This window comes from Micromonospora wenchangensis (assembly GCF_002210435.1).
Classification (GTDB): Bacteria; Actinomycetota; Actinomycetes; order Mycobacteriales; family Micromonosporaceae; genus Micromonospora; species Micromonospora wenchangensis.
Map to the genome: position 1 here is coordinate 13,551 of NZ_MZMV01000057.1, position 16,586 is coordinate 30,136.

General features: G+C 70.9%; 23 protein-coding genes and 1 tRNA gene. 20 read left to right on the forward strand and 4 right to left on the reverse strand.

Annotated features, from left to right (window positions below; all coding sequences use genetic code 11):
• Position 1: 1 nt before the first annotated feature.
• Positions 2–1,489 (reverse strand): helix-turn-helix domain-containing protein, encoded by a 1,488-nt coding sequence (locus tag B5D80_RS25770; RefSeq protein ID WP_144081761.1) that lies wholly within the window; start codon positions 1,487–1,489, stop codon positions 2–4.
• Positions 1,490–1,562: 73 nt separating this feature from the next.
• Positions 1,563–1,976 carry a helix-turn-helix domain-containing protein gene (locus tag B5D80_RS25775; RefSeq protein ID WP_211291652.1) on the reverse strand — a complete coding sequence of 138 codons (414 nt, stop codon included), beginning with the start codon at positions 1,974–1,976 and terminating at the stop codon, positions 1,563–1,565.
• A gap of 327 nt (positions 1,977–2,303) precedes the next feature.
• Between B5D80_RS25775 and B5D80_RS25780 the strand changes: the two genes are divergently transcribed.
• The 19 genes from B5D80_RS25780 (at position 2,304) to B5D80_RS25860 (ending at position 14,897) form a co-directional block, all read left to right on the forward strand.
• The gene (locus B5D80_RS25780; protein ID WP_088646538.1) at positions 2,304–2,552 is read left to right on the forward strand and encodes a DUF6284 family protein; all 249 of its coding nucleotides are present in this window, start codon (positions 2,304–2,306) and stop codon (positions 2,550–2,552) included.
• A gap of 12 nt (positions 2,553–2,564) precedes the next feature.
• Positions 2,565–2,891 carry a hypothetical protein gene (locus tag B5D80_RS25785; protein ID WP_240762454.1) on the forward strand — a complete coding sequence of 109 codons (327 nt, stop codon included), beginning with the start codon at positions 2,565–2,567 and terminating at the stop codon, positions 2,889–2,891.
• Positions 2,888–3,334 carry a hypothetical protein gene (locus tag B5D80_RS25790; protein ID WP_088646540.1) on the forward strand — a complete coding sequence of 149 codons (447 nt, stop codon included), beginning with the start codon at positions 2,888–2,890 and terminating at the stop codon, positions 3,332–3,334. Before B5D80_RS25785 ends, B5D80_RS25790 begins: the two co-directional genes overlap by 4 nt.
• Before the next feature lie 18 nt (positions 3,335–3,352).
• Positions 3,353–4,546: a hypothetical protein gene (locus tag B5D80_RS25795; protein WP_088646541.1), complete on the forward strand. Its 1,194-nt coding sequence runs from the start codon at positions 3,353–3,355 to the stop codon at positions 4,544–4,546.
• Positions 4,547–4,562: 16 nt separating this feature from the next.
• The gene (locus B5D80_RS33755; RefSeq protein WP_169733107.1) at positions 4,563–4,724 is read left to right on the forward strand and encodes a hypothetical protein; all 162 of its coding nucleotides are present in this window, start codon (positions 4,563–4,565) and stop codon (positions 4,722–4,724) included.
• A gap of 92 nt (positions 4,725–4,816) precedes the next feature.
• On the forward strand, positions 4,817–5,284 hold the full coding sequence (locus tag B5D80_RS25800; protein WP_088646542.1) for a DUF3307 domain-containing protein: 468 nt from the start codon (positions 4,817–4,819) through the stop codon (positions 5,282–5,284).
• 82 nt (positions 5,285–5,366) lie between these two features.
• Positions 5,367–5,552: a hypothetical protein gene (locus B5D80_RS25805; protein ID WP_088646543.1), complete on the forward strand. Its 186-nt coding sequence runs from the start codon at positions 5,367–5,369 to the stop codon at positions 5,550–5,552.
• 143 nt (positions 5,553–5,695) lie between these two features.
• The gene (locus tag B5D80_RS33485) at positions 5,696–5,842 is read left to right on the forward strand and encodes a hypothetical protein (RefSeq protein WP_158224239.1); all 147 of its coding nucleotides are present in this window, start codon (positions 5,696–5,698) and stop codon (positions 5,840–5,842) included.
• Positions 5,839–6,027, forward strand: coding sequence for a hypothetical protein (locus tag B5D80_RS25810; protein ID WP_088646544.1), 189 nt, complete (start codon positions 5,839–5,841; stop codon positions 6,025–6,027). The genes B5D80_RS33485 and B5D80_RS25810 overlap by 4 nt, the downstream gene beginning before the upstream one ends.
• Positions 6,028–6,135: 108 nt before the next feature.
• Positions 6,136–6,330: a hypothetical protein gene (locus B5D80_RS25815; protein ID WP_088646545.1), complete on the forward strand. Its 195-nt coding sequence runs from the start codon at positions 6,136–6,138 to the stop codon at positions 6,328–6,330.
• 75 nt (positions 6,331–6,405) lie between these two features.
• Entirely contained in the window at positions 6,406–8,598 is a 2,193-nt protein-coding gene (locus B5D80_RS25820; protein WP_088646546.1) for a cell division protein FtsK, read from the forward strand.
• A gap of 137 nt (positions 8,599–8,735) precedes the next feature.
• Positions 8,736–9,011, forward strand: coding sequence for a hypothetical protein (locus B5D80_RS25825; RefSeq protein ID WP_088646547.1), 276 nt, complete (start codon positions 8,736–8,738; stop codon positions 9,009–9,011).
• A gap of 41 nt (positions 9,012–9,052) precedes the next feature.
• The gene (locus tag B5D80_RS25830) at positions 9,053–9,301 is read left to right on the forward strand and encodes a DUF4326 domain-containing protein (protein ID WP_245854984.1); all 249 of its coding nucleotides are present in this window, start codon (positions 9,053–9,055) and stop codon (positions 9,299–9,301) included.
• Positions 9,301–9,603: a hypothetical protein gene (locus B5D80_RS25835; RefSeq protein ID WP_205789285.1), complete on the forward strand. Its 303-nt coding sequence runs from the start codon at positions 9,301–9,303 to the stop codon at positions 9,601–9,603. The genes B5D80_RS25830 and B5D80_RS25835 overlap by 1 nt, the downstream gene beginning before the upstream one ends.
• A 141-nt stretch (positions 9,604–9,744) precedes the next feature.
• On the forward strand, positions 9,745–11,139 hold the full coding sequence (locus B5D80_RS25840) for a bifunctional DNA primase/polymerase (RefSeq protein ID WP_158224240.1): 1,395 nt from the start codon (positions 9,745–9,747) through the stop codon (positions 11,137–11,139).
• Complete coding sequence (locus B5D80_RS25845) at positions 11,136–12,695, forward strand: hypothetical protein (RefSeq protein ID WP_088646550.1); 1,560 nt, start codon at positions 11,136–11,138, stop codon at positions 12,693–12,695. The genes B5D80_RS25840 and B5D80_RS25845 overlap by 4 nt, the downstream gene beginning before the upstream one ends.
• A gap of 446 nt (positions 12,696–13,141) precedes the next feature.
• Positions 13,142–13,333, forward strand: a complete 192-nt coding sequence (locus tag B5D80_RS25850) for a hypothetical protein (RefSeq protein WP_144081762.1) — start codon at positions 13,142–13,144, stop codon at positions 13,331–13,333.
• A 73-nt stretch (positions 13,334–13,406) separates the two neighbouring features.
• Positions 13,407–13,616, forward strand: coding sequence for a helix-turn-helix domain-containing protein (locus tag B5D80_RS25855; protein ID WP_088646552.1), 210 nt, complete (start codon positions 13,407–13,409; stop codon positions 13,614–13,616).
• Positions 13,617–13,631: 15 nt separating this feature from the next.
• Positions 13,632–14,897 (forward strand): tyrosine-type recombinase/integrase, encoded by a 1,266-nt coding sequence (locus B5D80_RS25860; protein ID WP_088646553.1) that lies wholly within the window; start codon positions 13,632–13,634, stop codon positions 14,895–14,897.
• 85 nt (positions 14,898–14,982) lie between these two features.
• Here B5D80_RS25860 and B5D80_RS25865 read toward each other — a convergent pair.
• Positions 14,983–15,069: transfer RNA gene (locus tag B5D80_RS25865), tRNA-Ser, on the reverse strand.
• A 75-nt stretch (positions 15,070–15,144) separates the two neighbouring features.
• Between B5D80_RS25865 and deoD the strand changes: the two genes are divergently transcribed.
• Positions 15,145–15,855 carry a purine-nucleoside phosphorylase gene (gene deoD / locus B5D80_RS25870; RefSeq protein ID WP_088646554.1) on the forward strand — a complete coding sequence of 237 codons (711 nt, stop codon included), beginning with the start codon at positions 15,145–15,147 and terminating at the stop codon, positions 15,853–15,855.
• A gap of 122 nt (positions 15,856–15,977) precedes the next feature.
• On the opposite strand, the gene B5D80_RS25875 is transcribed toward deoD, so the two are convergent.
• Positions 15,978–16,439 carry a nucleoside deaminase gene (locus B5D80_RS25875; RefSeq protein ID WP_088646555.1) on the reverse strand — a complete coding sequence of 154 codons (462 nt, stop codon included), beginning with the start codon at positions 16,437–16,439 and terminating at the stop codon, positions 15,978–15,980.
• Positions 16,440–16,586: the final 147 nt, after the last annotated feature.

Below are 16,586 nucleotides of genomic sequence, written 5' to 3' on the forward strand. Positions count from 1 at the left end.
GTCAGCCTCTCCCCAGGATCGTGCGGCGGTGTTCCCACGCGAGTTGGATGCAGCCGGCCGCCGCCGGGGCGAGTCGCCCGCTGGCGGTCAGTTCGTCGATGGTGTGCCGGGTGAACGGCAGCGCCGAGGTGGGCCGTACCCGCCCGGTCTTGACCACTGTCCCCTCGGCGTTGGCGCTGACCATGTTGGCGAACAGGCGGTCATAGGTCGGGCCGTCGAACACGGCCACGGTCAGAATCTCGCCCCACAGGGTGAGCGCGTCGAGTGCGACACCGAGACAGAAGACCCGTATCCCACCGGCGGCCAGGGCGCGGTCGAAGGACGCCAACGGTTCGGCGGTGTAGTCCGCTGGCTCCCCGTCGCCGCCGTGCTCCGCGCTGCCGAGGAATTCCTCGCTGTACTCGCGCATCATGTTGCGCCACAGGTCGAAGTCGGCCGCCTGAGCGGCCGGCAGCACGCTCGACGGTTGGAAGACTCCCGCCGGCATGATGTGCAGCATTCCCCCGGCTACGGCCACGTTGCCGGCCGCACGCATGTGCAGCACGAAGGAGACCCCGTCGTCGTCGACACGCAGGGTGAGCGTGTCGGTTGACGGTGCCGTGGCCCGGCGGCTGGGCGTGAACGGGTCGCCGACGAGTCGCCGGAAGCCGAGGTTGCGCCAGGACGCCGGCAGGATGCCGCTCCCATCGCCGGCAACGTGGTACATCGCCATCTCGTGCGCGAGCGCTTCCGAGACGTCGACGCCACCGAAGTACGTGCCGGTGGTGAACGTGAGCGCCCGGTCCGGCTGACTCCAGTCGACCCCCGCGAGGTGCCACGCGAGCCGGTTCTCCAGCAGCCGGGGTTGCTCGACGTCGCGCAGCGCGAGACTGTAGCGCTGGTGCCGCCGCCCGTCCGACGCCAACGGCCGTACGCCGGCCGATGCGTCCTCGGTTCCGGTGACGATCGGCGCGGTTCCTTCGGGTGCGAGTCCGATGCCGAACTGCGTCAACTCCATCGGGGTCGACGGCAGCCATTCCGGCGGCGCGATGAGACCGGTGTCGCCTACTCGATCCTTCGCGTCATAGAGGCGGGCCGCTTCCCTGGCGAGCTGTACCCGGTGGGTGTTCAGCTTCCGCCGGACGGCCCGCCATTCCTGCTGGCTCTCTTCGGCTTGCGGGTGAGACTCGGAATCCTGGTAGATCGCGAAACCTCCGGAGTCGTTCTCAGGACTGTCGCGTTGCTGCGGCGTGACGCGCTGCCGGGTAAGGCCGAGATCCTGCACGGACACGCCGAAGTGCTCGGCAAGGAGCTGTCGGTACAGCGCCGACGGGAAGGTGATACCCCGCTCCCACCGGCTTACCTGGTTGGCGGTGACGGCCAGTCGCTTGCCCCGCGCCGTCCCGAGGTGGTTCAGCCCGTTCGCCACGTCCTGTTGGGTCTCGCCGGCAGCATCACGAAGGTTGTAGAGCGCGAGATTCGGGTTGGCATCCCTGGCGCGAGCAGGCACAACGGCCCTCCCTTGCTGGCGTAGGCATCGACCCATGCACACCCGTGCCTAGTCGGTGCCTAGTGAAGTGCGTCTACCCGGCTGGCGAACGGTGTTCGGGTGCGCGTCCAGAACTGGTGTTCTTGTCGTCATGACCGACATCGATCCCGATCCGCTCGACGGCATCCGCGAGCCGCCGCACCTCGGCGTGCAGTTGATCCAGCCGAGCCAGCACCAGCGAAGAACTGTCCGCCGGCCCTGCTGCCCCGCTGCCGGTGGGCGGCGTGGTGCCGGTCAGTACGGCGCGAAGGTAGTCGTCCGGCCAGCCGAGCGCGTGAGAGATCGCAGCGAGCGTACGAGCGGAACGCTTGCGGGTCGCCGTCGCGTATTGCAGCTCTCGCAGCGTCGCCACCGAGACCTTGGAGCGCTCGGCCAACTCCTGCTGAGTCATCGGCAACTCGGCCATCCGGCTGTTGATGGCACTGGCCACGGCCTGCCAATCCTCCACCCGACGCCTCCCTGTCTGACTGCCTGATCCGCTGATCCTAGTCGTCCCGACTTGGTTGACACCGCACAACTTCAGCGCTAATTTTAGCGCTTAAATCAGCTACACCGCCGGTTGGTGACCGGGGAAGGCAGCGCCTCGCGGCGCTGCGCGCCCACGGACCGCTGTGCACCTGCTCTTTGACAACTGAATTGGGCCGCATCTCCCGCCGAAAAGATGCCGCGCACGGCTCAGGTGACCGTGCATCTCATCCATCGCCAGCCCGGCGGCGCGGGCGTTCCTGCCCAGCGCCGCCGGGCTCTCCACAGACTCCACCTGGAGGTCCCACAAGTGAGCAGCTACGACCTGAACGACGCCGACCAGGATGGGCCGAGCGTCGATGACCTGGCCGAGATCGAGCGGGAGATGCCGCTGATTGATGCCGAGGTGCTGTTGCTCGACGCGCAGATCACGATCCTGTGCGCCGACCCGTCCCCGTCCGACCTGGACTGGCAGCGGGTACGCCGGGCGCGTAAGCGGGTGCTGCGGGAGGCCCGCGCGCTGCTGGCCGCGCGTGCCGCGTCGAGCCGGGCCGCGTAGGGGGTGCCCACGGTGAAGAACCCGCCGAGCCTTCCCGTTGTCCTGTTCACCGTCGCTGACGCGATGGCCCGCAACGCGCTGCCGCTACCGGCCAAGGTCGAGGCGTCGGACAAGTTCGGGCTGGAACTGGACTTCCCGACCCACGTCGACCTGCGCCGGTGGGCGCGGTACATGCGCCTGCCGGTCGAGCAGTGGCACAGCCAGCCCTACCAGCGCGATGACGTGCCGAAGGTACTGACCAACGTGCACGGCCACTGGCGCGGCGTCCGGGTACGGCTGCACTGCTGCGAGCCGACCACCGACACCCCGGCCGAGTTCCTGCCGGCGGTGGCCGCATGACCACCCGGACGACCCGCCCCGCTCACCCGGTACCCGGTCCGATCGTGTCCCGCCGCGTGGTCGGCACCCCCGGAGAGGTCGCCGCAGTAGTGGCGACGCTGCGCGACGCCAACCGCCTTGTCGGCATGACCCTGCCCGCGCAGATGCCGCACGGCGACGGCCGGGTGTGGGTGACGGTCCGGTTCATCGACCGGCCCCGCGCCGCCCGCACCACCACGCCGACCCGTACCGGCCGCCGCTGGCCGGTCGTGACCGCCGTCGCCGTGCCCGCCACCACGGCGGTAGCGGTGGCCGGCTACCTCGCCATGCAGCTCGTCACCGCGCTTATCGCGCTGCTGCCGCTGCTGGCCGGCGGCGCGTTCGTCCTGGCCGTGCTGGCGCTGCTGCTGCGCCGCTCCGGGGTGTGCTGCCCCGGCCTGCACTGCCCCGGCTGCAACCACTGACTAGGAAAGGACACCCCAGTGTTTCGTCGTACGCCGGAAGATCCGGCGATCCTGGCCGCCCGCGCGGCGGCCCGCCGTGAGTCCGCACAAGCCGATGTCGAGCGTGCCCGGTTGATGGCGCAGCTCGACCGGGAGCAGCGGGAAGCCAACGCCGAACACGCCCGCCGGCAAGCCCTCGCCGATGAGCAGGAGCGCCGCCGCCGCGACGCCGCCCGGCGTGTCGAGCGGACCGAGACGCGGGAGCGGCGCCGCCGGGCGCGGGCGGAGTTCGGCGCGAAGCTACGCCCGGTGCTGCCGCTGCTGCTGATCAACGGTGGCGCAGCGTACGCGCAGGCCGCCTACGCCTACGACCAGATCGCCCCGGCTGCGTGGAACGGGCCGTCTCGGGTGGCGTTCGCGGTGGCGTTCTCCGCAGCGTTGGAGTCCATCGCCGTCTACGTCCAGTGGCACGCCCACGACGCATTGATGCTCAAAGCCCACGCCACCGCCGCGAGTCTGCGCCGGGCGGCATGGCTGATCGCCGCTGTGGTCGCCGCCATCAACTACGCCCACTTCGCCGACGGGGCCGCACCCACGGCGGCGGCGGTGGCGTTCGCGTTGCTGTCCCTACTCAGCCCGTGGCTGTGGGGACTGCACACCCGCCGTACTCAGCATGTGCAACTCCTGGCCGAAGACGCGAGCCTCATCGACGACGCCGGGGTGGAGTTCTCCCCGAAGCGCCGCCGCATGTTCCCGATCCGCTCTCTGATGGCGGCCCGCTGGTCGATCGAGCACAACGAACGCGACCCGCGTAAGGCGTGGGAGGGCTACAACGCCGAACGGGCCGCCCGCGCCGCCGCACGCCAAGCCGACAAAGACCACCCGGCCAAAAAGGTCACCGCGCCGCCGGCCGAGACGACATCGGAGGAACCGGCAGAGGTTCCGGGCGACCCGTGGGACCACGCCGAGCCGGTCACCCCGGCACCGGCCACGCCGGTTCGTGAACCGGTCCGTCCGGTCCGGCCCGTGGCCCGGTCGTTGACCGCCGCTGAGCGGGTCATCGCCGCACACACCACCGAGCCGACCGCCACTCACGAGCGGATCGCCCACCTCGCCAACGTCAGCGTGAGCACTGTCAAGCGCCACCGGCCCCGCCCCGTGACCGGTTCACCATCCGCCCCACACGCTGCGCCGACGCCGGTCAACGGCACCCCCGTTCCGCTCGCCGCCTGACCCCGGGGGAGAACCCATGTTCGGCAAGAAGACCACCGTCCCGAACACCATCACCGACCGGCAGGCCGATGACCTGAACCGGCGGGCGCAGAAGGCCAACACGTCGTGGTTCAGCGACAAGGCCATCGCGCAGCGCAAGGCGTCGGCCGCCCAGCAGGGCAAGGCCGACCAGTCCTGACCCCGCCCGGCGGCACGGCCACCGGCTCGCAACCTGAGCCGTGCCGCCGGCCCACCCCTTTGAGCCTCATCGACCCTCGGGAGTTGCCTCTCATGTTCGCAGATCCGACCGGCGCGCACGCCGCCGGTTTCGCCGCCGTGTTCATCGCTCTGTACGTCGCTCATCAGGTGGGCGACCACTGGGTTCAGTCGCAGCACCAGGCCGACTGCAAGGGCCTGCCCGGCTGGCCCGGCCGCGTCGCGTGTGCCGCCCACGTCGCCACCTACACGCTCACCGCCCTGCTGGCGCTGGTGTTCCTGATCGCCGGCACCGGGCTGCGGCTGGACCCGTGGGCGGTCGGCGTGGGGCTGACCGTCTCGGCGGTGTCGCACTACATCGCGGACCGGCGCACCCCGCTCAAGCGGATCGCCGCCGCGCTCGGGTCGGCCCGCTTCTACGCCCTGGGCACCCCCCGGCCCGGTCGCGACGACAACCCCTCGCTGGGTACCGGCGCGTACGCCCTGGACCAGTCCTGGCACATCGGCTGGCTGTTCGCGTCCGCGCTGCTCATCGCGGCCTGACCGCCTCCGTCGCCACCGGCGCACCTGCCGGTGGCGCTCGGAGGCCGCCAGACCGACTGGCCGGCACGACGGAAGGAACCCCGTGGGTAAGAAGTACCTGTTCAGCGAGGACGCCAACGGCCGGTCGCGTGAGGTCAAGGTCGACCCGAAGCACCTCGACCGGCAGATCCGCGACGAGCGGGCCGCCGGCCGCAACCCGGTCGTCCTGGACGAAGACGAGCGCATCCGCTACGGCCTGCTCTCGCAGCAGCTCAAGGGCCGCCGCTGATGGGCCGCTGCTGCCGCTGCTGCGGCGTGACCGACAAGTGACCCCGCCCGGCGGCACAGCCCGAATGGCCTGGAAACCAGTGCTGTGCCGCCGGTCCGACCCCTCAACCCGCTTGGGATCTCGGGAGGACCACCAGTATGGGCATGCACATCTCCGATCGCCAGTACCGGGAGCAGCACGAGCGGCGCGTTGCCGCCAACCGGGAGGCCCGGTTGGCGCAGATGGCCGAGGCGCAGCGGCAGGCCGCCGAGCGTAACCGCGCCCGGGATGCGAAGCAGGGCAAGCGGTGAGCGCGAAGCGGTTCATCGACGCCTACCAGCAGTGGCGCGACGCTGAGGCCGCCGCCACCGTCACCGGCACGACGGCCGCCCGGCAGGAGGCCGAGCGGCAGCGCCGGGCGCTGCACGACAGCGCCGAGGCCGAGCGGGCACGCCGGCAGCTCAACGGCCGCGCCGCCCCGCGCGACCGCCGCTGACCCTTCCCCCACCACCAGCACCGCTGACCGCCCCCGTCGCCACCGGCTCATCACCCGGTGGCGGTGGTGGCCGCCAGACCGACTGGTCGCCGGAAGGGACACCCCGACATGGGCAAGAACCTGATCACCAAAGCCGTGGAGGCGATCATCCGTTGCTCCGCCTGCAAGGGGTCGGGGCAGGTCGCCCACTACATCCAGGGCTGCAACGACGTCATCGACAAGCACGGCCGCAGGGTCGCCTACACCGACTGCACCCGGTTCAAGACCTGCCCCACCTGCGGCGGCTCCGGCCGCTTTCGCTGACCCCGCCCGGCGGCGCGGCCTACGGCCTCGACAACCCCCCCCAGATCCGTGAGACCTGTTGGAGGAATCCCCATCATGACGCCCCCGCACGATGACGACCGTTTCGACTGGCAGGCCGCCGAAACCGATCTGACCAACCCGACCACCGGCGGCCCGGATGCCGAGGTGGTGGACCTGGACGACGCCCGCTCGCGGCGTGCGCCGCGTCCGCGTCCGCCCGCCGGGGACGAGCGCACGCACTACGACGTGCCCTTGGACGAGGAGCCGACCCCGGGCGGCGGGCCGGTCGACGTGCCGCCGCTGTCGCCGTCCGGCCGCAAGCCGGTCGTTCCCCCGGCCCTCGCGGGGTGGGCGAACATCAAGGCGTCGATCCGCTACGCCCTCGCGGTGACCGCCTACCGGGCCGGCTTCCATGGCCTGCGTTCGCCCTGGTACGCCGTGCAGGCGTCGTTCTGGGCGACGATCGGGTTGTTCCGGCTGGCCAACTGGCAGCGCCGCTGGTGGTGGGTCAGTGAGCAGAGCGCGTTGCGGCAGGCCGCCGCCGACGCGAACGACCCGGCGATGTGGCACAAGCTGCACCGGGAGGTCAAGGCCACCCGCGCGTGGCGCGGCACCGTCCTCGTGGGCGAGGTCGCCGCGGTCGTCGTCGGCGGTCCGATCGTGGTGGCGCTCGCTCCGTGGTGGGCGCTGGCGCTGGCCGGGGTGGGCGCGGTGGCCGGGTTGGCGCACATCGGCCGACCCGTCGACCGGCCGATCATCACCCCGGCCACGGTGGCGGGCCGGTTCCGGCGGATCAACTCCGATGTCGTGCTGCGCGCCTACTACGCCGCCGGTCTCGGGCACCCGGACCGGGCGAACCAGCAGATCACGTTCGGGTCGAACATGTCCCGCGACCGTTCCGACACCGGCTCTCAGGTGCTCATCGACCTGCCGTTCAACGGCAAGACCTGGGAAGACGTACTCAAGGCCCGCCCGGCTATCGCTGCTGGTCTGGACGTGTCGGTCAATCAGGTGTTCCTGACCCGGGACAAGACCTCCCACCGCCGGCACACCCTGTTCGTCGCGGACCGGGACCCGCTGGCGGTGGCGGCGGGACGTACGCCGTTGCTGGACGGCAAGCCCCGCGACATCTGGGCACCGGCCCCGTTCGGCCTGGACGAGCGTGGCCACAGGGTCGAGCTGCTGATGATGTGGGTGTCGATCCTGATCGGTGCGCAGCCGCGCAAGGGCAAGACGTTCGCCGCCCGCGCGCTGGCGTTGTTCGCCGCGCTCGACCCGTACACGCGGCTGCTGGTGGTCGACGGGAAGATGTCGGCCGACTGGGACAAGTTCCGGCTGATCGCCCACCGCTACGTCTGCGGCGTGGTCCCGAACAGCCGCGACAACGACCCGATCACGCACCTGCTCGACATGCTGCGCGAGGTCAAGACCCACATTCAGGAGGTCAACGACTTCCTGGCCAAGCTCCCCACCACCGAATGCCCGGAAGGGAAGATCACGCGGGAGCTGTCGCGCAAGTACCCGCTGCTGCGCGTGTGGGTGCTGGTCATGGAGGAGTTCCAGAACTACTTCGAGACCGACGACCAGGACGACAACAAGGAGATCGCCGCTCTCCTGTCGTTCATCATGGCGGTCGGCCCGTCCGCCGGGGTGATCATCCTGTCGTCGTCGCAGAAGCCCTCCGGGGTCGGTGCGGGTGACGTGGCGCGGCTGTTCAACCGCTACCGCGACAACCACGCCGTCCGGTTCGCGCTCAAGTGCGGCAACCGCATCGTCAGTGAGGCGATCCTCGGCGGGGACGCCTACGCCGAGGGGTTCGACGCCTCCGCCCTGCCTACCGGCAAGGAATACCTCGGGGTGGGCATCCTCTACGGGGCCGACGACCACACGCCGATCGTGCGCACCTACCTGGCGGATCACGGTGACGCCGAGCGCATCCTCACCGCCGCGCGGCGGCACCGCGAGTCGGCCGGCACTCTGTCCGGCTACGCCCTGGGCGAGGAGATCACCCGGGAGAAGCGCGACGTCCTTGCCGACGTGCGGGCGGTGTTCCGGGGCAAGGAACCCGGACTGCACTGGAAGGTCATCGCCGCCCGGCTGGCGGAGGAGATGCCGGAGCACTACGCCGACGCCACCGACGAATCCGTGTCCGCGCAGTGCCGCGCGGTTGGTGTACCGAGCGTGAGCGTCAACATGCGCGGGTCGGTCAACCGGGGTGCCCGGAAGGTCGACATTGTCCGTCTGATGGACGGCCGCGAGTCCGCCTGAGTGGTAGCGGCGGCGCTGCTACGGGTAGCGCCGCCGCTACATCACTCCGCTACATGCCTGGCCAGCACCTATGCGCCCGTGTAGCGGGTAGCGCCAGGCACCCTCGCACCTGCGAAACCGGCCCCGGAGGCACCTGCATGACCTCGTACGCCGCTACCGCTACCACCACCGCCGGCACCGCCGGCCTGTTCCTACTCATCCTCGCTGCCATCACGCTGTGCTACCTCGCGGTGTGCTGGCGGCGGCCCTTCACCCGCTGCCGCCGCTGCCACGGCACCGGACGCCGACCCGTGCTTTTCCTCCGCGCCGCCCGCGCCTGCCGCCGCTGCCGAGGCGACGGCGAGCACCTACGCGCCGGCCGCGTCGCCCTCAACTACCTCCGCGAGCTTCACGACAAGGGGACCCCGCGATGAACCCTCGCCGCATTCAGCGCCGCCGCACTGCCGGATGGCGGATGCCCGCCAACACGGTCTACGTCGGGCGGCCCGGCCGCTACGGCAACCCCTTCACCGCCGACAACCCCACACCCGCCGCGCGGGCCGACGCCGTCGAGCAGTACCGGCAGTGGCTCACCACCCAACCCGACCTGATCGCCGCCGCCCGCCGCGACCTGGCTGGGCGGGACCTGGCGTGCTGGTGCCCACCCGGCCAGCCCTGCCACGCCGACGTGCTGCTGTCGGTCGCCAACGGGAAACCCGAGTGATGGCCGGTCACCGCGACGACCGGCCCTCCCGGCGCGACGCGCCGCTGTCCGGCCTTGAAGTGTGGCTGGCCGGCACCCCGGCCGAACTCGACGCCGCCGCCCGCGCCCTGGCCGCCGCCGGCCGCGTCGCGTGGCAGGGGACGCGTCGGCCGCTGACCGGCACCGACGCCGGTCGTTCCCGGCTGTACCTGCGGTTGACCGTCACCGCGACCCGGCGCGGCGTGCGCCCCACCGGCCCGGCCAGCGACGACGGCGCGACCGTGCTGCCGTTCCCCGACCGGCGCTCCGGAGGTGCGGCGTGAGGGTGTTCTCCTACGGCGACAACGGCGCGTGCTTCACCTGACCCGAAACCCCTGACCGGCGCGCTTCGCGCGCTCACTGCCTGGTGGCCAGCGCCCACGCGGCGCTGGCCACCAGACCGCCTGCGCCAGGAAGGAATGCCGATGAGGGTTCTCGTCACCGGTTCCCGCGCCTGGACCGACCGCGCCGCCATCGACCGCGTTCTCACCGCCCTGCACGACCGGTGCGGGCAGGTGTTGACCGTGCTGCACGGGGCCTGCCCGCGCGGGGCAGACAACATCGCTCACACCTGGTGCGCCCGACGCGGGGTGTCGGTGGAGAGCTACCCGGCCGACTGGTCGACCGGTCGCGGTGCCGGCCCGCGCCGCAACGCCGTCATGGTCGCCACCCGCCCCGACCTGGTCGTGGCGTTCATCCGCGACCGCTCGCCCGGCGCGACCGGATGCGCCGCGCTGGCCGAAAAGGCTGGCATCTCCGTCTTACGCAACCCCACCCCCGACGACATCGCTGCCCTGACCAAACCCACCGGACAGGAGAACCAAACCATGCCCGACCTGCTCGCCGCCGCCCTGGCTCACGCCGCGCGCGGCTGGCACGTGTTCCCGCTGCGCCCGGACGACAAGCGGCCCGCGTTCCCCGACCACACCGCCGACGACTGTGCCGGCCGCGACCCGCGCTGCCGTACCGGTCACACGGGGTGGGAGCAGCGCGCCACCACCGACCCGGACCGTATCCGCCGGGCGTGGTCGGCCCGCTCCTACGGGGTCGGCATCGCGTGCGGCCCATCGGGTCTGGTGGTGGTCGACCTGGACGTGCCCAAGCACGTGGGTGACACCCCGCCGCCGGAGTGGGCGGGGGCGTGTGACGGGTGGGACGTGTTCGCCACCCTCGCAGCCCGCCACGGCACCCCGATCGACCCGTTCGACGGGTTCGGCCCCGACGCGCCGCCGGGCACCGGTATCGACGCCACGCACACGGTGACCACTGGCAGCGGCGGCACCCATCTCTACTACCGCCACCCGACCAGCGGCCCGCAGTTGCGCAACACCACGGGGGAGCGTGGTGGGCTCGGGTGGAAGGTCGATACCCGCGCCCACGGTGGGTACGTCGTCGCCGCCGGTTCGACCGTCGCCGGCCGCCCCTACACCCTTGCCCTCGACGTGGAACCCGCGCCGCTGCCCGGATGGGTCGCCGGGCTGCTCGCGCCGGCTGCGCGGCCTGTCTACCGGCCCACGGCCGTGGCGCTGCCGCCGGACCGGCGCGGCCGGTACGTGGCCGCCGCGATCCGCCGCCAGGTCGACCACCTCACCACCGCCCGCGAGGGACAGCGCAACCACGCCCTGTTCGTCTCCGCCGTCGCGCTCGGGCAGTTCGCCGCCGGGGGCGCGCTCACCGATGACGACGTGTGGGCTGTCCTGGAACCCGCCGCCGCGTCGATCGGGCTGCCCGCGCGGGAGATCGCGCACACCATCACCAACGGGCTGCGCGTCGGCGCGCGTAACCCCCGCTGCCTGAACACCGCAGGGAGGGCCGCGTGACCGAGCGGTTGCAGGTCGGCTCCGGCCCTGAGAGCATCCGCGTCCTCAAAGCCGCGCTCGTGCGCGGGCTGTTGCCGGACACGTACGTGTCCGCTGGGGCGCTGGTGCACATGGAGGCGGTCTCCGGTGGGCTGCCCGCCGCCGCCGACGAAGACTCGCCCTTGCCCGTGGCCGCGAGCACCATCAACCCCGCTGGCCTGGCCGGGCTGCTCGCCGAACACGCCTACGTCTACCGGATCAAGACCCGCAAGGACGCCGCCGGCAATCCCGAACCCTACGAGGAGGAAACCACGCCGTCCCGGGAGATCCTGTCGTCGGTGCTGGCCGGGAAGACGTGGCCGGGGGTGGCCCCGCTGCGCGGGATCATCGGTGCCCCGGTCCTGCGCCGCGACGGCACCCTGTTGCAGACCCCCGGCTACGACCCCGCAACCGGCTTCTACCTCGCCACGAAGGTGGCGCTGCCGCCCGTTCCGGACGAACCCACCCCGGAGCAGGTGGCCGAAGCACGCCGGTTCCTGCTCGGCCGATTCCTGCGCGACTTCCCCTGGGCGTCCGCCGCCGATCGGGCCAACTACGTGGCGCTGCTGGCAACGCCGATCCTGCGGCACTTCACCCGCTCCCTGACCCCGTTCGCCCTGATCGACGCCACCATGCCGTCGTCCGGCAAGACGATCCTCACCGCCGGCCCCGGGATGCTCTACGGACAGCGCGTCATGCCCTGGGCCTACGCCGACGAGGAACTACGCAAGTCCATCACCGCCGTACTCGCGGAGCAGGTGGGCGTGGTCATCTGGGACAACCTGGCCGAGGGCACCGTCATCGACTCCGCCGTGCTCGCGCAGCTCGTCACCGCCGGAGTGTGGTCCGACCGCCAGTTGGGCGCATCCCGCAACATCGCCACCGTCAACGACCGGCTCTGGATGGCCACCGGCAACAACCTGCAAGTCGGCGGCGACATGGCCAGCCGCACCGTCCGGGTGCACCTCGACCCGAACATGCCCCGCCCCGAACTCCGCGACCAATCCGGATTCGGCATCCCCCACCTCGACCAGTGGATCACCGCCCCGGCGAACCAACTCACGGTCCTGTGGCACCTGCTCGTGCTCGTACTCGACTGGACACACCAGGGAGCACCCCGCGCCGCCGGCCTGTCGATGCGGCAGTTCACGCCCTGGGCGCAAGCCCTCGGCGGGTTCCTCCACCACCACGGCATCGACGGATTCCTCACCAACGCCGCCGACGTCCGCGACATCGACGAAGACGAAACCCGCTGGCGAGCGTTCCTCACCACCTGGCACGACCGCCACGGCGACAAACCCCTCACCGCCGCCGACCTACGCCGCGACGCCGAACCCATGCACCTGGGCAGCGACGAACACGACCCCTGGGACGGGCAGTTCATCACCACCACCGCCGGACGCCTACCCAACCCACTGCAACTCGGCCGCATGCTCACCGGACAGGCCGGACGATGGCGCAGCGAACACGTCATCCGCGCAGGCCGCCACGAACGCGGCAACCGCGCCGTCTTCTGGGTCGAGCACCACCAGGGTTGAAACCCGCTGAACCCATCTCGGCAACTCGGCAACTCGGCAGAACCAGCCCGCTAGCTGCGAAAACACCCTGCCGAGATCCAACCGATAGGAGAACGTCAATCTCGGCAACTCGGCAACATCCTGCCGAGATCACCGCCGTTTGCCGAGATCTTGAAAACCCGCCTCCAAGATCTCGGCAAACGTTTCCGCAGCTCAACGGCACCTTTGCCGAGATGCCGAGATGCCGAGATGGGTTCAGCCCTCCCACACCACGACACGACCACCCGCCGCCAACCCCACCACCCCGGCCCGCTGAGAGCGTCTGCGCCAATCTCGTGCATCGCCTTATACCCACCCGACCGAGATCTTGCCTCTACGGCGCTCTTGGTGGGCTGCTCTGCGCCTCTCTGCCGCACTGCCTAACCGACCCTCCATGCCCGACCCGCACCGACCAAAGGATGCTCAGCATGCCCACCGCGCCACACAACAGCAACGCAGCACCTCACCCGCAGCGCCTTATCGCGGACTACATCCGCGCCGCCAACAACATCAACGACAAGTACAAGGCACCAGAGATCCGAAAGGCAGCCGCCGACTACATGGCTTGGCTTGAGGACGTGATCGTGCGCGGGATTGCCGCCAAGACCGCCGACGAGTGATCACGCCAATCGAGAGCGTCCCGCCGAGGAGGCGCGCGCCCTCACAGCTCGACGCCACCCCGAGGGAGCAGAAGTGACGACCGCCGACACCCGCATTGTCCTGACCATCGAAGAGGCCGCGCGCCGTCTCGGCATCGGCCGCACCACGATGTACGCGCTCGTCAAGACCGGCCAGATCCGCACGGTCACGATCGGCCGTCTCCGGCGCGTGCCTGCCTTCTGTCTTGACGAGTACGTACAGAACCTGCTCACCGACGAAACCTCGCTTAAGAACGCTGCCTGACGGAACGGGAAACTGATGGGGAAACGCAAGCCCAACGGCGCATCGAGCATCTACCAGGGCAGTGACGGCTACTGGCACGGACGTGTGACCGTCGGGATCAAGGACGATGGCAGTCCCGACCGCCGCCACGTTCGTGGCAAGACCGAGGCCATCGTCACCCGCAAGGTGCGCGAGCTGGAACGCGACCGCGACAAGGGCACCGTCCGCAAGGCGGGACAGTCGTGGACGGTCAAGACGTGGCTCACGCACTGGGTGGAGAACATCGCCGCGCCGGCCGTTCGTGACAACACGATCGCCGGCTACCGGGTTGCCGTGTACCGGCACCTGATTCCCGGGCTCGGCGCGCACCGCCTGGAGAAGCTGCAACCCGAGCACGTGGAGAAGCTGACCCGCAAGATGCAGGCCGCCGGCAGCGCCGCCGCCACCGCCCACCAAGCGCACCGCACCCTGCGGACCGCGCTGAACGAGGCGGTCCGCCGTCAACACCTGGTGCGCAATCCCGCCAGCCTGGCGAAACCGCCCCGCCTCGAAGACGAAGAGGTCGAACCGTACTCGGTGGAGGAAGTGCAGCGGCTGTTGCTCGCCGCGAGCGAGCGGAGAAACAGCGCGCGGTGGGCAATCGCGCTGGCACTCGGACTGCGGCAGGGTGAGGTGCTGGGCCTGAGATGGAATGACGTGAACCTCAACGATGGAACGCTTACCGTTCGCCGCGCCCGGCAGCGCCCCAAATGGAAGCACGGTTGCACGAAACCGTGCGGCCGGAAGTTCGGCGGTCACTGCCCGGACCGGCAGCCATTACGCGCGGAAACCGCCGACACGAAATCGCGGGCCGGTCGGCGCAGTATCGGACTTCCGGACCCCCTGATTGCCCTGCTACGTCAGCACCGGAAAGAACAGGAGGCCGAGCGCGAAACCGCCGCGCAGCTCTGGACGGACACCGGCTACCTGTTCACCACGCCGACAGGCGGCCCGGTGAATCCGCGCACCGACTACACCGAATGGAAGCGGCTGCTGACGCGCGCCGGACTGCGCGACGGGCGGCTGCACGACGCCCGGCACACCGCGGCAACCGTGCTGCTGATTCTCGGCGTGGCCGAGCGCGCCGTGATGGGCATCATGGGGTGGTCGGACTCCGGCATGGCCCGGCGCTACCAGCACCTCACGGGACAGGTCCGCCGCGACGTTGCCAAGCGGGTCGGTGGTCTGCTCTGGCAGCCCGCGCCGAAGGCCGACGACGACCCGGAGGACGGTACGGCAGGGGTACTCAGCAAGGCACCGTGAGGCAACTGAGACCAAAACTGAGACCACGACGGAGAAACGCCCGGCGACTCACGGAGAGTTGCCGGGCGTTTCGCCTGTTCACGAGCGGTGGCGGCGGGATTTGAACCCGCGGAGGGCGTAAACCCTCACACGCTTTCGAGGCGTGCTCCTTAGGCCACTCGGACACGCCACCGCCGACGAGGGTACAGGAACACCGGTTCGGATGCCGCACCGGTATGCCCCGGGCCGGCCTGGCAGGATCTTTGCCATGAGTACGCACATCGGCGCGAAGCCGGGCGAGATCGCCGAGCGGGTCCTGATGCCGGGCGACCCGCTGCGGGCCAAGTGGATCGCGGAGACCTACCTCGAGGACGCCACCTGCTACTCGACGGTGCGGGGCATGCTGGGCTTCACCGGGCGGTGGAACGGCGTGGACGTCTCCGTCCAGGGCTCCGGCATGGGTATGCCGTCCGCGTCCATCTACGCCCACGAGCTGATCAACGAGTACGGCGTGAAGACGCTGGTCCGGGTCGGCTCCTGCGGCGCGCTCACCGAGGACCTCCAGCTCCGGGACGTGATCGCGGCGATCGGGTCGTCGACCGACTCGAACATGAACCGGATGCGCTTCGACGGGTTGATCGACTACGCCCCGGTGGCCGATTTCGGGCTGCTGCGTACCTCGGTGGAGGTGGCCGAGCGGCGGGGCATCACCATGCACGTCGGCCCGATCCTCGCCGCCGACGCCTTCTACACCGACCGCCCCGACCTGTACGACACCCTCGCCGACTACGGGGTGCTGGCGGTGGAGATGGAGTCGGCCGCGCTCTACACGATCGCCGCCCGGTTCAAGGCCCGCGCCCTGACCCTGCTGACGGTCAGCGACCACATCAAGACCGGCGCGAAGACCACCGCGCAGGAGCGTGAGCAGACCTTCGGCCAGATGGTCGAGATCGCCCTGGACACCGTCGCCACCTCCTGACCCGTCGCCCGACGGCTCGCACGGGGGCCGATGTTGCGGTCTCCACGCCCCGGGACACCGCAACATCGGCCCCGTCGCCCCCGACCCGGCCCCGTCGCCCCCCGGCCCCGGCCCGGGCCGGGTCAGCGGAAGAAGGCGCGCAGGACGGCGGCGTTCTCGGTCTCCAGGACCCCGGCGTACACCTCGGGGCGGTGGTTGAGCCGGCGGTCGCGTAGGACGTCCCAGAGCGAGCCGGCGGCACCGGTCTTGGGTTCCCAGGCGCCGAAGACGACCGTCGAGATCCGGGCCAGCACCAGTGCGCCCGCGCACATCGTGCACGGCTCCAGGGTGACCACCAGCGTGCAGCCGTCCAGCCGCCACCGGCCCGACCGCGCGGCGGCCCGGCGCAGCGCCAGCACCTCGGCGTGGGCGGTCGGGTCCCCGGTCAGTTCCCGTTCGTTGCGGCCGACGGCCAGTTCGGTGCCGTCCGGGCCGTAGACCACCGCCCCCACCGGCACGTCCCCCACCACCCCGTCGGGTCCGGCGCAGGCGTCGGCGGCGGGCAGGTCCGGGCCGGTCACGGCGATCTCCAGGGCGCGGCGCATCCATCGTTCGTGCCGCTGCCGGCGACCGGCGGAATCCGGCCCGGCCAGTCCCTCGTGGGCCCCCGGGCCGACCCGCCCGGCCGCGCCGGGCGTGGGCTGACCCGGCCGTACGGTGCCCAGGGCGGGATCGGTGGCGTCGAGCGGCCC

What these genes read in the sequence shown, in the direction of transcription:
- B5D80_RS25830 (WP_245854984.1), top strand. Translation starts at nt 9,053, where the DNA reads ATGCCCGCCAACACGGTCTACGTCGGGCGGCCCGGCCGCTACGGCAAC.
- B5D80_RS25815 (WP_088646545.1), top strand. Translation starts at nt 6,136, where the DNA reads ATGGGCAAGAACCTGATCACCAAAGCCGTGGAGGCGATCATCCGTTGC.
- B5D80_RS25860 (WP_088646553.1), top strand. Translation starts at nt 13,632, where the DNA reads ATGGGGAAACGCAAGCCCAACGGCGCATCGAGCATCTACCAGGGCAGT.
- deoD (WP_088646554.1), top strand. Translation starts at nt 15,145, where the DNA reads ATGAGTACGCACATCGGCGCGAAGCCGGGCGAGATCGCCGAGCGGGTC.
- B5D80_RS25875 (WP_088646555.1), bottom strand. Translation starts at nt 16,439, where the DNA reads ATGCGCCGCGCCCTGGAGATCGCCGTGACCGGCCCGGACCTGCCCGCC.
- B5D80_RS25840 (WP_158224240.1), top strand. Translation starts at nt 9,745, where the DNA reads ATGAGGGTTCTCGTCACCGGTTCCCGCGCCTGGACCGACCGCGCCGCC.
- B5D80_RS33755 (WP_169733107.1), top strand. Translation starts at nt 4,563, where the DNA reads ATGTTCGGCAAGAAGACCACCGTCCCGAACACCATCACCGACCGGCAG.
- B5D80_RS25850 (WP_144081762.1), top strand. Translation starts at nt 13,142, where the DNA reads ATGCCCACCGCGCCACACAACAGCAACGCAGCACCTCACCCGCAGCGC.
- B5D80_RS25820 (WP_088646546.1), top strand. Translation starts at nt 6,406, where the DNA reads ATGACGCCCCCGCACGATGACGACCGTTTCGACTGGCAGGCCGCCGAA.
- B5D80_RS25800 (WP_088646542.1), top strand. Translation starts at nt 4,817, where the DNA reads ATGTTCGCAGATCCGACCGGCGCGCACGCCGCCGGTTTCGCCGCCGTG.
- B5D80_RS25835 (WP_205789285.1), top strand. Translation starts at nt 9,301, where the DNA reads ATGGCCGGTCACCGCGACGACCGGCCCTCCCGGCGCGACGCGCCGCTG.
- B5D80_RS25790 (WP_088646540.1), top strand. Translation starts at nt 2,888, where the DNA reads ATGACCACCCGGACGACCCGCCCCGCTCACCCGGTACCCGGTCCGATC.
- B5D80_RS25825 (WP_088646547.1), top strand. Translation starts at nt 8,736, where the DNA reads ATGACCTCGTACGCCGCTACCGCTACCACCACCGCCGGCACCGCCGGC.
- B5D80_RS33485 (WP_158224239.1), top strand. Translation starts at nt 5,696, where the DNA reads ATGCACATCTCCGATCGCCAGTACCGGGAGCAGCACGAGCGGCGCGTT.